Consider the following 15879-nt stretch of genomic DNA (forward strand, 5'->3'; position numbering starts at 1 on the left):
GCCCTCCTTCCCCTGTCCTGCAAGAAAAGGAGACAGCAGAAGTGAAACGTAACGTGCTCATCATCGGTGCCGGTGGCGTGGCGCAGGTCGTCGCCCATAAATGCGCCCAGAACAACGATATTCTGGGCGATCTGCACATCGCCTCGCGCACGCAGGCAAAATGCGATGCGATCATCGCCTCGGTGCAAGAGAAATCCGCGATGAAGGTGCCGGGCACCTTTGCCAGCCATGCGATTGACGCCATGAACAGCGCCGCCGTGGCCGCGCTCATCCGCGAGACAGGCGCGCAGATTGTCATCAACGTCGGCTCGCCCTTCGTGAACATGTCGGTGCTCGACGCCTGTATCGAGACAGGCGCCGCCTATATCGACACCGCCATTCACGAAGACCCGGCCAAGATTTGCGAAACGCCGCCGTGGTATGGCAATTACGAATGGAAAAAGCGCGACCTCTGCGCGCAAAACGGCGTGACCGCCATTCTCGGCATCGGATTTGATCCCGGCGTGGTCAATGCCTTTGCCCGGTTTGCGGCGGATGAATACATGGACAAGGTCACGTCCATCGACATCGTGGATATCAACGCAGGCTCACACGGGCGCTATTTCGCGACCAATTTCGACCCTGAAATCAACTTCCGCGAGTTCACCGGCACCGTTTACTCTTGGCAGAATGGTGCCTGGCAAGAGAACAAGATGTTCGAGGTGGGGCGCGATTGGGACCTGCCGGTCGTTGGCACCTGCCGCGCCTATCTCTCGGGCCATGACGAGGTGCATTCGCTGGCCGTTAACTATCCGGATGCCGATGTGCGGTTCTGGATGGGCTTTGGCGAGCATTACATCAATGTCTTTACGGTGCTCCAGAACCTTGGCTTGCTGTCAGAGCATCCTGTCACAACCGCCGAGGGGCTGGAAGTGGTGCCGCTCAAACTCGTCAAGGCGGTGCTGCCTGATCCGGCATCACTGGCCCCGAACTACACCGGCAAAACCTGTATCGGGGATCTGGTCAAGGGCACCAAGGACGGCGCGCCGGTCGAGGTGTTTGTCTACAACGTGGCCGATCACAAAGAGGCCTTTGAAGAGGTGGGCAGCCAGGGGATTTCCTATACCGCTGGCGTGCCACCTGTCGCCGCAGCCCTCCTGATCGCGCAGGGGGATTGGGACGTGGGCGCAATGCGCAATGTCGAGGAATTGGACCCCAAGCCGTATTTCACGGTCCTTGATCGTCTGGGCCTGCCCACCCGCGTTCTTTTCAACGGCGTGGACAAGGCGTGGAACGACTGATCTGAAAAATCGGGGCAGGCGGGTGTGCCGACCTGCCCCGATCCGTTGGTCAGGCGCTTTCCTTGTGGCCAAACCGTGCATCCAGATCGTCGCCCATAGCGCCGAGGTCAAACTCGAAACCACTGTCCGACTTTACGCCGCTGGCCTTTTTCGACCGCGCAGGGGCCTTGCCGCGCTTGAGCGGGATCACGGAGCTAGACACAGCACTTGGGCTCTCGCGCCGCGTGACTGCCGCAGGTTGATCCGCCACCTTGAAGAAGCCCACAGTGACGGTCAGCTCCTCGGCGAGGCTGGCAAGCTGGGTTGCGCTGCTCGACAATTCCTCCGACGCGGCGTTATTGGTCTGGGTCACAAGGTCAAGCTGCTGAATGGACAGGGCGATCTGCGACGAGCCGCTCGAAAGCTCGCGCGAGGCATCGCTGATTTCCGTCACCAGCCCCGAGGTGCGTTCGATATTGGGCACCAGTTCTGCCAGCATCGTTCCGGCCCCGAAAGCCGTATTCACGGTGGTCGCGGAGAGAGAGGAGATCTCGGCGGCAGCAGTCTGGCTGCGTTCCGCCAGCTTGCGCACCTCGGCGGCGACCACGGCAAAGCCGCGCCCATGCTCGCCCGCGCGCGCGGCTTCGACGGCGGCATTCAGCGCCAAGAGATCGGTTTGCCGCGCGATTTCCTGAACCACCATGATGCGGTCCGCAATCGTCTGCATAGCGCTGACCGCATCGGCCACGGCGCGGCCACTGGTGCGGGCATCCTCGGCGGATTTGGTCGCGATCCCTTCGGTGATTTGCGAATTCTCGGCGCTTTGCTTGATATTCGCGGTCATCTGTTCCACGGCGGAAGAGGCCTCTTCTGTCGCCGCCGCCTGATCGGACGCCCCGCGCGCCAGTTCCTCCGAGGTTTCCGCCAGTTGCGCCGCGCCAGATGACACGTTGCGCACCGAGTTGCTCACATCAGCCACGATATCGCGCAGACGCAGAACCATGTCGTTGATCGACGCCTGCAAGGTCGACACCTCATCGCGCCCGCGCACCTCGAGCGTATGACGCAAATCGCCTTTGGAAATGCCGTGGGCCAGTTCGGCGGCCTTTGCTACCCGTTTCGCGATCGAGAGCGTGATCACGGTTGCCGCGGCAAGACCGACCAGCAAAGAGAGAACCAACATCAGCACCAGATTGAACTTGGCCGTTTCATAGGCGACCGTGGCCTCTGCGGCGCGCTTACTAAGGTTGCCGATGATCGTCTCGCGCATCTGTTTGAGCGAGGCGCGGATCTCGACACCCATGTCCATCAGGTCGGTGTGAAAGAGCGTATTGGCCGCATCGCCATTGCCTGCGGATTCGAGTGCGATCACGCGGGTATTCATGGCAAAGGCGCGTTTGTGCAGGTCTTCAAAGGCCGCCAACTCGGCCACCAGTTTGGGGTTTTTCGCCATGCCGCGCAATTCGATAATCTTTTCATCAACGATAGAAGCCTGCGCCACAACGCCCGCTTTCATCTTGTCGAGGTGATCGGCGGGCGCATCGGGCAGGCCGATAAGATAAGAGGCGACACCGGTCAGAACCATGAGTTTTGCCTCGAACATCTCGTTGATGACGCCAAGCTCTGCGACTTCCAGACGCATGATGTCCTGAAGCTCGGCATCTGCCGCCCTGAGGTCTCTCAGGGCCATGACAACCGAGGCGCCGAACAAGGCAAAGATAAAGATATAGGTTCCGGCCAGTTTGGCTTTAATACTCAGTCTCATAGTTGGTCCTTTGGTCAAGTCGCGTCGCAATCGGTGCCGGACGCGGAAAAATTAAAGAGTGTGAGAACACGGGAACCAGGCAAACTGGCGACACACAGAGGGCTTTCCGATCGCTCGGCGGTGGGGTTGCGGCAGGTGTTTGGCCCTAGGTCTGCTTTGGTGCGTTTCGTCACGGGTGATCATCCATGGCTGGGATGGGATGAGGCGCTCCTCAAGGATGTGAACGGCATGTGAACGCGGGGGGTTATCTATCCTCATGGGTAGACGGAACGCCGACAGGCGGGGCGAATGGCGCAAAACCCCGGATTTTCGCCCAGAATTGGGGGCGCAGGGGCCGCAACCGTTACTGACCAGCCGCGATAGATAGCGCTGCCATCTTTTGCGCTGAGGCGTGATCTTTCGTGGGCCAAAACTGGCCTTTGGCGTTTGTAAACAATGCCAAGGCGCAACCGTTGAACGCGAAGACACATGTTGCAGCCGACATATTTGAAAAGATCACCGAGCGGGCCTTTTCAGATCTGTCCCCAAGTACGGACCATGGACCCCATGACCAAGAAACTGCCTCTGACCGGGGATTTGAAGATCGCCTCGGCGGATGATCTTGCCCGGCAATTGAACACCGCCCTGACCGCGGGCGATGTCAGCCTTTGCACCAAGAAACTCGTCAGCATTGATGCCGCCAGCATTCAGATCCTGGTGTCCGCGTTCGCGACGGCGCAGGGCACAGGCCACAAGCTTGCCGTTGATATGCCCTCGGGCGGCGTTCTGGAAACCGCGTTTGAGCGTCTTGCGCTCTTGCCGCTGGCCGTTGTCGAGACGGGCGTTCTCGTCGGGATCACGGGCGTTCAAACCCTGCAGGTGGCTGCATGAAAACGGTTCTGGCAGTCGACGATTCCCCGTCCATCCGGCAAATGGTTGGCCTGACCCTGCGCGGGGCGGGCTATAATGTGATCGAGGCCGTGGATGGGCGGGACGCCTTGGAAAAGGCCACCACACTCAAGATCGACGCGGTTCTGACCGATCAGAACATGCCGAATTTGGATGGTCTGGGCTTTATCCGCGCCTTTCGCGCCCATCCAAGCAGTCAGGGTATTCCGGTGATCTTTCTGTCCACCGACTCGGCGGATGCGCTCAAGCAAGAGGCGCGCTCGGTCGGTGCCCTTGGCTGGATGGTCAAACCCTTTTCACAGGCGCAACTTCTCAGCGTCATTCAGAAGGTTCTGGGATGATGGACAATGACATTGCTGCGGTCTTTCTCGAAGAGGCCAGCGAACTTCTCGAAAGCCTCGAACAGGGTCTCTTGAAGCTGCAAGCGGACCCGAACAACCTCGATCTGGTCAACGCGGCCTTTCGCGATCTGCACACGATCAAAGGCTCGGGCGCGATGTTCGGATTCACCGAACTCGCGGCCTTCATCCACAAATTCGAGACTGCGTTCGAGAAAATCCGGTCCGGGCAGATCAAGGTCAGCGCATCGCTCATTCGCGTGGCGCTGCGCGCCGCCGACGAAATCAAGGGGTTTCTCGCGGGCGACGCCGCAATGACCCCGGCACGTCAGGCGATCCTCGATGATCTGGAACAGGCTGTCAGCCCCGGTCAGGCTCCGGTGGAGACACCCGTTTCTGCCTCTGACGCAGGCTGGCGGCTCTGCTTTCGGCTGGCCTCGGATGCCCTTGCCCTTGGCGCGCGTCCCGAGGCGCTCTTGGATGAATTGCGCGGGCTTGGGGCGTTCAACCTTGTGGCCGATCTGAGCCGCATTGCGCCCCTCGACCAGATCGAGACGCAGGCCTGTCTGTTGGGATGGTCCACGGACCTGCCCGCATCGGCCCGTGAGGATGACATCAAGGCGGTCTTCATGTTCCACGAGGGCAACATGGAGTTCAACCTCGTCAACCTTGCCGCCCCCGCGCCAGAGGCCCCCGCCTCTCCCTTGCCCCTTGCCGAATCCGCTGGGACCGGGCCGCAGCCCGCCCAGCAAAGTGCGACCATGCGCGTGCCGGCCGAGCGTCTGGACGAGTTGATGGATCAGGTGGGCGAGTTGGTCATCGCCGAGGCCCGCCTCTGCGCCTTGGCCAACACCAGCAAAGACCCCTCCATGATGGCCGCCGTCGAGGACATTCAGCGCCTCGCCTCACGGATGCGCGACACCACGATGAGCATCCGCATGGTGCCCATCAGCTCGATCATCGGCCGGTTTCGCCGCCTTGTGCATGACCTCTCCGAAGGCTTGGGCAAGAGCGTCAACTTTGTCGTCACGGGGGCGGATACCGAGCTTGATAAAACCGTGATCGAACGTCTGGGCGATCCGCTTGTCCATATCATCCGCAACGCGATTGATCACGGGCTCGAGACAGACGAGGCTCGCGCCGCCGCAGGCAAACCGGATCGCGGCACCATCGAACTCAGCGCCGAGCATCTCGGGGCCGAGGTGGTGATCTCGGTCAAGGACAATGGCCGCGGTCTCGACCGCAGCAAGCTGCGCGCGCGCGCCATCGAACAGGGTCTTTTGTCCCCCGAGGCCACCCCATCCGAGGCCGAACTGTTCGCGCTCATCCTCGAGCCGGGATTCTCCACTGCCGCCAAGGTCACAGAGCTTTCGGGGCGCGGTGTGGGCATGGATGTGGTCAAGCGCACGGTCGAAGGCCTGAGGGGACGCATCGTGATCGCGTCCGAGCCGGGGCACGGCACGACCTTCACGCTGCGCCTGCCGCTCACGCTGTCGATCATCGACGGGCTTTTGGTCGAGGTCGGCGGGGATCGCTACATCATCCCGATGGCGGCGGTGCAAGAGATTGTGGAGCTGCCCGCCAGTGATGCCGGGGCCGATACAACCTCGAGCTTTCTGCAAATCCGCAACGCTCTGGTGCCGTTCCTGCGGCTCAGAACGCTTCTGGACTGCGCCGAGGAACGCAACACGCTTCAGAATGTGATTGTGGTCTCTGCCTCCAGTATGCGCGTTGGGCTTGTGGTCGACCGTATCCTTGGCACCAACCAGACCGTCGTCAAACAGATGTCGCGCCTGCACGCGGGCGTCAAATCCATCTCGGGTGCCACCATCCTTGGCGACGGCTCGGTCGCGCTCGTGCTGGAAGTCGGCAATCTTGTCGAACTGGCCCGGACGGACCTCAGAAAAATCGAGAAAGCAGCATGACCAAAGACCTCAACGGATCGGGCAAGACCCTCACGGTGGTTGCCCTGCGCCTTGGCGAACGGATTTTCGCCATTGAAACCAGCGCGGTTCTGGAAATCCTTGCGCCCATCCCCGTGACCCGCGTGCCCCATGGCGGTGCCTTTGCGCAAGGCGTCATCAATGTGCGCGGCGGGGTTGTGCCGCTCGCTGATCTGCGCGTGATCTTCAGCATTCCCAAGCTGCCAGTCGATGAGGACACGCGCATTCTGGTTCTGCAAATCCCGATCGAGAACGAACAGATCACCGTGGGCATCACCGCCGACGAGGTTCTCGAAGTGGTGACGGTCGACTGTGATCGTATCGAACCCTTGCCGCCCGCAGGCACGATCTGGCCCGCCGACTATGTTCGGGGCCTCATTCAGGGGCACGAGGGCATCACCATCCTGCCCGACCTCAACACCATCTTTGCTGCGCATATCGCGACAGCCAACGCTCTCTGAGTAAAAGGTAATCATATCATGAGACTGACCATCAAAGCGAAACTGGCCGCAACCTTCGTGTTGGTTCTGGGCATGGCGGGATTTGCCATGATCCTGGCGCTGAAGGATATGGCGGAGTTCAATCATAACCTCGACGTCATCGCGAACGAGGCGGGCGAGCGGGTTCACATGTCGGAGAAACTGATTTCGGCGCAGGCCCGGTTTCAACGTGACACCCGGAGTTATCTGCTGGCCGAGAATGTCGTGACCAAACGTGAGATTCAGAAAGAGATTGAAGAGGGGCTGGACGCGAAAAAAGAGGCGTTTGACCGCCTTCTGTCCATTGCCACCCCTGAGGGGCAGACGCTCTTGGCAGAGTATAGCCGGATTGAGCAGGATCTTTTGACGATCAATGCCAAGGCCATGTCGATGAAGGACATGAACCAACAGCTTGAGGCGTTTCGATATCTTCAGACCGAGGGTGCGCCGAGTGCGCGCGCGATGCGCGATACGCTGAATGAAATCATCGGTATCAACGAAACGATGATGACCGAAATGCTCGCGGATGCCGATGTGCAGTATACGAATTCCCGCAACCTGCTGGTGGTTCTCATGTCAGCCGCCGCTGTCATCGGTATTGGTGCCGCCGCTTGGGTCACATTCTCGATTTCCAAGGGTCTGTCGAGCGCGATTGCCATCACTGGCCGGGTTGCCTCTGGCGACCTGACCGAAACTGCCGCCGTTCGCGGCAATGACGAGATCAGCGATCTCTTGCAAGCGGTCAACGCGATGGTTCTCAAGCTGCGCGATGTCGTGGGCGATGTCTCGTCAGCCATCCGCAATGTCGCCTCGGGCAGTCAGCAAATGGCCGCCACATCTGAGGAATTGTCGCAAGGGGCCACCGAACAGGCGTCGTCCACCGAAGAAGCGTCGTCCTCGGTCGAACAGATGTCGGCCAATATCAAGCAGAGCGCCGAGAACGCCGCCGAAACCGAGCGCATGGCCATCAAATCCGCGCAGGATGCCCGCGAGAGCGGCAAGGCCGTGGCCGAAGCCGTCACCGCCATGCAGGATATCGCCAATCGCATCATGGTCGTGCAGGAGATTGCCCGCCAGACCGACCTCTTGGCCCTCAACGCCGCGGTCGAGGCCGCGCGCGCAGGCGAGCATGGGCGCGGCTTTGCCGTGGTTGCCGCAGAGGTGCGCAAGCTGGCCGAACGCAGCCAGACCGCCGCAGCGGAAATCTCTGCCCTCTCTGCCGCCACGGTCCGTTCGGCGGAAACCGCAGGCACCATGCTGCAGGGTCTCGTGCCTGATATCGAGCGCACATCGGCCCTTGTCAGCGAAATCTCTGCCGCGTCCCAAGAGCTGTCCGCCGGTGCCACGCAGGTCAATCTGGCCATCCAGCAACTCGACAAGGTGACGCAAGAGAACACCTCGGCAGCCGAAGAACTCTCGGCCACAGCCGAAGAGCTTTCGAGCCAATCCGAGCAGTTGCAAGACGCGGTGTCCTACTTTGTTCTGGCCGACAAAGGGGCCGCTCAGCCTCAGGAGAAATCCGCCCCGGCCCGTGCCGCCGTGCGTTCGGTCAAGCCGACCGCAGGCAAGACCGGGCGAAATGCCGGTGGGTTCACCTTCAGCCTTGGGGCGAACAAGGATGATCTCGACCATGGCTTTGCATCGCGCGACGCGGCGTGAGGGCGGGACAATGAACGAGAACACCCAAGTCGTCACCTTTCAATCGAGCGGCTCGCTCTTTGCTGTACCCGTGAACCGGGTCCAGCAGATCCTCGACACCCAGCCGATTGCGGCGCTGCCCAACAGCCCCGCAGAACTCTTGGGTCTCATTGACGTGCGCGGCGAGAGCATCGCCGTCACTGACCTTTCAGAGCTTTTGTCGCGTGGACCGACCAAGGACACCTCCGAGACGCGCATTCTCATCCTGAGCCTCGTGAACGGCCCGCACAGGTCTACCGTAGGTCTGAAAACCGACCGCGTGATCGAGGTGACGGATCTCGACGAAGGCGGGGTCAAATCCCCCGCCGACGCAGGGATCACCACATGGGATGAAAGCGTGCTGACCGGCATTGGCCGCCGCAACGGCGATTTCGTCTGTATCCTCAATCTCGAAAAACTCTTTGGCGAAGGGGCGCGGCGCAAAACGCCCGAATTCGTCACCCAACGTCCCATCGAGACCACGGCGGAGTTTGCCCTGACATGAACCTCTCCCGCGCCAAATCCTATCATGACCAATTTGCCGAGGTGATTTCCCGCGAGACCGGGATCAAACTGCCTTCAGGCAAGAAGGTGATGATCGAAAGCCGCCTGCGCCGCCGGGTGCAGACCCTGGGTTTTCCCTCGCTCGAGGATTATTTCCGTCATCTCTTTGAGGACGGCGGGTTTGGCGCGGAACGCGATGAGGTGATTGACCTCATCACCACCAACAAGACCGATTTTTTCCGGGAACCCGCCCATTTCCAATGTCTCATGAGCGAGATGCTGCCCCAGATCATCCAGCGCAAACAGCGCCTCAACCGGCCTGTCGATATCAAGTTCTGGAGTGCGGCCTGTTCGGACGGGTCCGAGGCCTATACGGCGGCGATGCTGCTGGAAGAGGCGGTGCGCAACGGGGCGGGGTTTCAATACGCCATCCTCGGCACCGATATTTCCACCCGCATGGTCGAGGCCGCCAAACGCGCGATCTATACAACTGCGGCCCTCTCTCCGGTGCCCTCCGCCCTGCGCGCACGCTACACGATGCAAGGTCGCAGCGAGGACATGCGCGGGATGGCACGGATCGTGCCTGCTCTCCGGAGCAAGACAAACTTTTCCCACCTCAATCTGATGGACGACAGTTATCCGGTGGACGAGGACGTTGACATCATCTTCTTGCGCAACGTGCTCATCTACTTTGAACCCGAAGATCAGGCGCGGGTCATTGCCCGCCTCGCGCGTCACCTCACCCCCCATGGCTATCTTGTGGTTGGACATTCGGAATCCATGACCGTGAAACAGCCCAACCTCAGACAGCTTGCCACGGCTGTGTTTCAAAAAGAGTAGACCGCGATGCTGGACAGTGCCTGCAAACCTCAGATTTCCGTCTTGATCGTGGACGATTCCGCCTCGGCGCGCGCCATGCTGATGCGCATCGTGGAAACCGATCCGACGCTCAAACTGTTCGGCACGGCGGCGGATGCCTTTATCGCCGTGTCGAAAATGCAAGCGGGCCTGCCCGATGTCATGCTGCTCGACATGGAATTGCCGCGCATGTCCGGGCTCGATTTTCTGCGCAAGATCATGGCGCAACGGCCCATTCCGGTGGTGATCTGCTCCAGCCATGCCGAGGCGGGATCAGACCTTGCGCTGACCGCCCTTGCCAGTGGCGCGGTCGAGGTTGTCTCGAAACCCGCGCCGAGGACCGATGCCGATTTTCAGGAGTCCGCCATCGCCATCTGTGACGCGATCCACGCCGCCGCCGAAACCGGCCACAAGGCGGCACGCAAGGTCACGCCCCCCCGCGAGACCGGCACCAAGCTCTTGGCGGATGCCCTCATTCCGCCCGCACGGCCCAAAGCCATCGCCCCGACAACGCCCATCGTCTGTATCGGGGCGTCCACCGGCGGCACAGAGGCGATCCGCTCGATTCTGGTTGACCTGCCGGTGACATGCCCCCCGGTTGTCATCGTGCAGCACATGCCGGCCGGTTTTACCGCCGCCTTCGCGCGCCGCCTCAACGGCCTCTGCCGCGTCAGCGTGAAAGAGGCCGCTGATGGTGATATGTGCAACCCCGGCGAGGTGCTGATTGCGCCGGGCAATTTTCACATGATGCTGGCCCGCCATGGGCGCGGCTATAGCGTCAAGGTGGTGGATGGCCCCTATATCTGTCGGCATCGCCCTTCGGTCGATATCCTCTTTCGCTCTGCCGCCCAGACCGCCGGCTCGAATGCGCTCGGGATCATCCTTACGGGTATGGGCGATGATGGGGCACGCTGCTTGCGCGAGATGCGCGATGCCGGGGCCACGACCCTTGCCCAGAACGAGGAAACCTGCGTCGTCTTTGGCATGCCGCGTGAGGCGATCCGCATGGGGGCCGCGACGCGCGTTGTCGCGCTCTCCGAGGTTCCCGGCGCGATTGGCGCCTTTGCCAATACCCATCAACTCCGCGCGAGGTAGACCCGGTGCATCCTCACGTGCGAACCCTGTTGTGCAACGCCTATCTCGATTGTCTCGGCAAGGCGACCGGCACCATTGAAACGATCTTTCTCAAGGCCGGGCAGGGGCTTGGGATGAGCGTGGAAGACCTGATGCAACTGCGCGCGGTCTTGGCCCGGCTCAGCGTGGTTCTTGGCCCGGAAGAAACCCAGACGCTGCGGGCGCTCTGCCTCAATTCGGTCGAGCACAGTGCAGAGATCAGCGTTGATGTGCAGGCCTTTGTTCAGATGGCCGAAACCCTGCGCGCGGGTATCCGCAAGATCCAGAGCAATGTCAGCCATCTGTCCGTGGTGATCCGCACCATGTCGGCCTCGGCCCCGATTTCGCGTATCTTGGGCAAATCCATGACGCGGCAGGAACCCAAGATCGACGAATTCTCGATCGAGCTGGCCCGTATCGCGGCCTCTGCCGACGCGCAGCTCAAATCGCTGCAAGCGCATATCGAGATCATCGAGGTCGAAATGGCCGATCTTGATCTCCTCTCTCTCAACCTCTCCCGCGACATGAAGGACAGGGCCGCCCCGGCCCTTGCCGGTCTCGAGGCGCTGATCCACGAAATTCAACGGGACCGGCACGAACTGGCCTCTGGCAATGCCGTGATCGAAACCGGCATGCGGGATATCTTCGCCGAGGTGTCGGCCATCGTCGGGGAATTGCAGACAGGCGATTCCGTGCGGCAACGTCTGGAGCATGTCGAGGTCATCACGCGCGCCTCTCTGGCCGCCGCCGTCGCCCAAGAGCGGCCAGAGGCAAGCGACGGGTTGTCCTATCTCGCGGTCTGTCAGGCCGACGCCAGCCGGGATGAGATTGCCCGCGATGTGGCCTCGGTGCTCCAGCGGCTTGCCGCCATCCGCGTCAAATCCGAGCAGGTTCTGGGCGCGGCGGATCAGGTCTATCTCGATCCGAACGACACCCAGAGAAAGCGGGTTGCGGCGATGATCGACTGTGCCAACCGCCTGTCGGCTGCGCTGCAGTCCAGCCAGACCAATCTGGATGTCCTGCACCGGATTGGGCACACCACACAGCACCATGTTGGCGCGATTCAGACCATCGCCGCCGAGATGGGGTTGCTGGATCATCATATCCGGATGCTGGGTCTGAATACCTTTATCGTCTGTTGCAACATGGGCTCCGAGGCGGGCGCGCTACAGGAGCTTTCGCGTCAGGTCTTGTCTCTGACCAAGATCTCCAACGAAATCTTTGACCAGATCGCCACGACGACGGGCGCGCTGGCGACCACGACCATGCCCGATGTGTCGCGTGCGGCTGACAAGATGGCCCGCACGGTGGGGTTTGCGCAGGATATCTCTGACCGGCTCCGCGCCACCGATCAGGCGGTCATCGCCGCCAAAGAGGGCTGTGCCATCAAGGGCGACGCCCTCAAGATCGCGCTGCACGCAAGCCAGACATCGCTCGCCTCGCTTGACGCGGCCAAGGTTGATCTCGGCACCTTCATTTCGGGTCTCAGAGCGTTGATTTCAGGAGAAAATGCGGGGCGCTCGGTCTATGACAGCCTGCCGTCCGAGCAGGATCGCCTGAGCCAGCTTTACGCCATTTACACGATGGGCGCCGAGCGTCTGATCCATGACGGTATTTTCGTAGGCACGCGCCAGATTACGCCGCCCCCCGACAGCGCGGCGCAGGCGAGCGGGGACGCGCTTGCCGATATCTTCTTTTGAGCGGCCTCAGCCTCGCGCGCCCCGTCTGACCCAAAGAAAACCCGCTCTCGTTCTACATGCGAGAGCGGGTTTTCATTTTTTATTCAATCTCTTGCCGCGCAAACTTCACGCGGGCAGGTGGATCTTGAACCGCTCGCGAATGGCCGCATCTGTTACCGGGTCAAACCGCGCCGCCGCCCGTTCCGACAAGATCTTCAACTTCTTTTCCGTGGCCTTGGCGATCAGGTCCGGCTTGCCCAACTCGTCCCACTCCTTGGGCGACGAGCGGTTGGCGATGCAGGGATAGAGGTAATCCGTCTGCATCCGCCCCAGCGTCTGTTCCGCCCCGAGGTAGTGGCCCGGCCCGCCGATGCAGGTGGCGCGGATCACCTCAAGGCTGAGCGTATCCTCATCCACCTCGATCCCGCGCGTGCAGCGCAGCGCCTGACCGATCAGGTCATCACCAAGGATGAGCGATTCAAGGCAAAACCCCAGCAAGGAGGCATGCATGCCCGCCGCCTCATAGACCATGTTGAGGCCCGAGAGCCCCGCCATGACATTCGAGGTCGCCTGTTCCCAGCCCGCCTGCATGTCGGGCAGCTTCGCATCGGCGATGCCCGCCGCAGCCCCGCCCGGCAGGCCGTAGTATTTGTGCATCTGCGCGCAGCCCGCAGTCAGCAGCGCCTGTTCGCCCGAACCGCCCGACATCGCCCCCGTGCGCAGGTCGCTCACAAACGGCCAGGTGCCGAAAATGGCCGGGAACCCCGGTTTGATCGCGTTGACATAGACGAGGCCCGCCAGACATTCCGCCGTTGCCTGCACGATGGCCCCGGCGATTGGGGCAGGGGCGGTGGCCCCGGCCTGACCGGCCGAGAGCAGCAGCACCGGCATGCCCAAGCGGATACATTCCTCCATGACCAGACAGGATTCGGTGGCGAATTTCATCGGCGGCACGACAAAGCAGTTGGAATTGCTGACGAACGGCCGCTCGCGCCATTTATCCTCGCCGCCCGCGATCAGGTGCAGCATCTCGATCGCATCGGCGACGAACCCCGGCTCGGTAAAGGAGGTGCCCACATGTTTCGTGGTCCCCGCGCAACAGGCATAGAGCGTGTTGAGGTCCATCTCGCGGTTGTCGACGATATCGCGGCAGACCATGGGGCGCTGCACGAAATGGATATTGTCGAGCTGATCCGCAATGCGCGCCGCGTCATGCAGATCCTGCACGGTGCTCTCGCGGTAGGTGCGGGTGTGGACATCGACCAGATGCACCGCTGCCCCGGCGGTGCCGTAATGCACCCGGCTGCCTTGGAGAAGCATGTCGTGGCGGGGATCACGGCCAAAGAGCGTGATCTCGCGGTTGGCCTTGGCGATGGTGTCCTCGATCAGCGCGCGGGGAAAGCGGATACGCCCGTCAGAGCCGAGGATCGCACCCGCCCCCGTCAGATAGGCCACACCAGAGGGGGGCGCATCGGCCAGCCCGATCTGTTCGAGCGCGTCGAGAACGGCCTGATGAATGCGGTCCATCTGCGCTTGGCTCAGCGGGCGATAGGTGCCGCCCTCTTGGCCCGGATGCACAGGGCGCAGATTGGCGGCGAGCGGGTTGGAGCGGGCCTCACGGCGGGCAGCGCGGCCACCGGCGCGGCGCGTGATTGTCTCGGTCATGTCTTGGGTATCCTGAAGGAAAAGAACGGGTTGGTTTGGCTGGGCTCAGGCCGCCAAGGGGCGCCCGCGCGCGGCACGGCCCCGCTCCGCACCGATGGTGCGGACAACGAGCGCGATCTTGCTGCGTGGGTGCATGGTGTTCTCCGTCAGATGCGCTGAGAGCATATGATTCTGGGCCGTCTGTCTGTTCCAAATCCGACGCGTGTCGCAAATGCGACCTCGATCGTCGTGCTTGACGGGTGCGGCTCTGGGGTCTAGGACAGCGGCATGAGCACCGCACCCTGCATTATCCGCTGCATTATCACCTGAGTTTTCTCAGGCGGGCCGGTCTTGTGTTTCCAAGTGATCACGAAGTTGCTAAGCCCGCCGCGGGACCGCGCGCGAGGACAAGATGACGACGATCAAGCTGCACAACACCCGAACCCGGCGGAAAGAGGATTTCGCGCCTCTCGATCCAGATAACGTGCGCATGTATGTCTGTGGGCCGACGGTCTATGACCGGGCGCATCTGGGCAATGCGCGCCCCGTGGTGGTGTTCGACGTGCTCTACCGCTTGCTGCGCCATGTCTACGGGCCAGATCACGTGACCTATGTGCGCAACTTCACCGATGTGGATGACAAGATCAACGCCCGCGCGGCTGAGTCTGGGCGCTCGATTGGCGAGATCACGGCGGAAACGACACAATGGTTTCTCGACGATATGGCGGCCTTGGGCGCGCTCAAGCCCGACCACATGCCGCGCGCCACGCAGTATATCCCGCAGATGGTGGCGATGATCGAGGGGTTGATCGCCAAGGGCCACGCCTATGAGGCCGAAGGCCATGTGCTCTTTGCCGTCGATAGCTGGCGCGAGGGGTATGGCAAGCTGTCGGGCCGCTCGGTCGATGACATGATCGCGGGCGCACGGGTCGAGGTGGCACCGTATAAACGCAACCCGATGGATTTCGTGCTGTGGAAACCGTCGAGCGATGACCTGCCGGGATGGGCTTCACCTTGGGGCAGGGGGCGGCCCGGCTGGCACATCGAATGTTCGGCCATGGCGCATGAGCTCTTGGGCGAGAGTTTCGACATTCACGGCGGCGGCAATGATCTGATGTTCCCGCACCACGAGAACGAGATCGCGCAAAGCTGCTGCGCCCATCCCGAAGGTCAGTTCGCGCGCTATTGGCTGCATAACGAGATGCTGCAGGTCGAGGGCAAGAAGATGTCCAAGAGCTTGGGCAATTTCTTTACCGTGCGGGATTTGCTGGATCAGGGTGTGCCGGGAGAGGTGATCCGGTTCGTGTTCCTGAGCACGCATTACCGCAAGCCGATGGACTGGACGGCTGAAAAGGCGCGGGAGGCGGAGAAGACGCTAGGGAAGTGGCGTAATCTCACAAATTCGGCGCGAAGCGGTGGCAGGGCAGACCCTCGGGTTCTCGCAATGCTCTACGATGACCTCAATACTTGGGGGGCGATTTCGCTCCTCCATGAAATGGCAAAATCCATCCAAGACTGTCAACGGGTGCAGGTTCATCAACAAGAAGTCGACGATTTTGCAGCATCTGCACGCCTTATGGGGCTTTTGGAGGACAATGCTGTGATGGGGTCTTGGATCTTTGATGGGGCAGTTGAGATTCTCGCCTCCAAAGCGACCATCGAAAACCTAGTTGCTCATTTCTCAGATGCGCGACTGAAAGCCATGGAAACAAAGGACTTTTCAGAAGTTGAT

General features: G+C 61.4%; 13 protein-coding genes. 11 read left to right on the forward strand and 2 right to left on the reverse strand.

Features of this window, described 5'->3' with window-relative positions; genetic code table 11:
* Positions 1-41 precede the first annotated feature (41 nt).
* A complete protein-coding gene (locus KBT70_RS05220) occupies positions 42-1280 on the forward strand; it encodes a saccharopine dehydrogenase family protein (protein WP_296629470.1) in 1239 nt (412 codons plus the stop codon).
* A 49-nt stretch (positions 1281-1329) separates the two neighbouring features.
* On the opposite strand, the gene KBT70_RS05225 is transcribed toward KBT70_RS05220, so the two are convergent.
* A complete protein-coding gene (locus KBT70_RS05225; RefSeq protein WP_296629471.1) occupies positions 1330-3024 on the reverse strand; it encodes a methyl-accepting chemotaxis protein in 1695 nt (564 codons plus the stop codon).
* Between the two features lie 546 nt (positions 3025-3570).
* Here KBT70_RS05225 and KBT70_RS05230 point away from each other — a divergent pair.
* Genes KBT70_RS05230 through KBT70_RS05270 form a run of 9 tightly spaced genes read left to right on the forward strand, consistent with a single transcriptional unit; the run spans position 3571 to position 12524 of the window.
* The gene (locus KBT70_RS05230; RefSeq protein ID WP_296629472.1) at positions 3571-3894 is read left to right on the forward strand and encodes an STAS domain-containing protein; all 324 of its coding nucleotides are present in this window, start codon (positions 3571-3573) and stop codon (positions 3892-3894) included.
* On the forward strand, positions 3891-4253 hold the full coding sequence (locus tag KBT70_RS05235) for a response regulator (RefSeq protein ID WP_037271168.1): 363 nt from the start codon (positions 3891-3893) through the stop codon (positions 4251-4253). Before KBT70_RS05230 ends, KBT70_RS05235 begins: the two co-directional genes overlap by 4 nt.
* Positions 4250-6175 (forward strand): chemotaxis protein CheA, encoded by a 1926-nt coding sequence (locus tag KBT70_RS05240; RefSeq protein WP_296629473.1) that lies wholly within the window; start codon positions 4250-4252, stop codon positions 6173-6175. The genes KBT70_RS05235 and KBT70_RS05240 overlap by 4 nt, the downstream gene beginning before the upstream one ends.
* Positions 6172-6654, forward strand: coding sequence for a chemotaxis protein CheW (locus KBT70_RS05245; protein ID WP_296629474.1), 483 nt, complete (start codon positions 6172-6174; stop codon positions 6652-6654). Before KBT70_RS05240 ends, KBT70_RS05245 begins: the two co-directional genes overlap by 4 nt.
* 18 nt (positions 6655-6672) lie before the next feature.
* Positions 6673-8331, forward strand: a complete 1659-nt coding sequence (locus KBT70_RS05250) for a methyl-accepting chemotaxis protein (protein WP_296629475.1) — start codon at positions 6673-6675, stop codon at positions 8329-8331.
* Positions 8303-8854, forward strand: a complete 552-nt coding sequence (locus KBT70_RS05255; RefSeq protein WP_296629476.1) for a chemotaxis protein CheW — start codon at positions 8303-8305, stop codon at positions 8852-8854. Before KBT70_RS05250 ends, KBT70_RS05255 begins: the two co-directional genes overlap by 29 nt.
* Positions 8851-9693, forward strand: a complete 843-nt coding sequence (locus KBT70_RS05260) for a CheR family methyltransferase (RefSeq protein ID WP_296629477.1) — start codon at positions 8851-8853, stop codon at positions 9691-9693. The genes KBT70_RS05255 and KBT70_RS05260 overlap by 4 nt, the downstream gene beginning before the upstream one ends.
* Positions 9694-9699: 6 nt before the next feature.
* A complete protein-coding gene (locus tag KBT70_RS05265; protein WP_296629478.1) occupies positions 9700-10806 on the forward strand; it encodes a chemotaxis response regulator protein-glutamate methylesterase in 1107 nt (368 codons plus the stop codon).
* Between the two features lie 17 nt (positions 10807-10823).
* Positions 10824-12524 carry a transducer-like protein, TlpC gene (locus tag KBT70_RS05270; protein WP_296629479.1) on the forward strand — a complete coding sequence of 567 codons (1701 nt, stop codon included), beginning with the start codon at positions 10824-10826 and terminating at the stop codon, positions 12522-12524.
* Positions 12525-12629: 105 nt separating this feature from the next.
* Here the strand turns inward: KBT70_RS05270 and KBT70_RS05275 are convergent, their stop codons facing one another.
* The gene (locus KBT70_RS05275; protein WP_296629480.1) at positions 12630-14168 is read right to left on the reverse strand and encodes a trimethylamine methyltransferase family protein; all 1539 of its coding nucleotides are present in this window, start codon (positions 14166-14168) and stop codon (positions 12630-12632) included.
* Positions 14169-14559: 391 nt separating this feature from the next.
* Between KBT70_RS05275 and cysS the strand changes: the two genes are divergently transcribed.
* On the forward strand, positions 14560-15879 hold a 1320-nt coding region (gene cysS / locus KBT70_RS05280; RefSeq protein WP_296629481.1), incomplete at its 3' end, for a cysteine--tRNA ligase.

Origin of the sequence: Roseovarius sp., from assembly GCF_018066915.1 — a bacterium.
Taxonomy (GTDB): Bacteria; Pseudomonadota; Alphaproteobacteria; order Rhodobacterales; family Rhodobacteraceae; genus Roseovarius.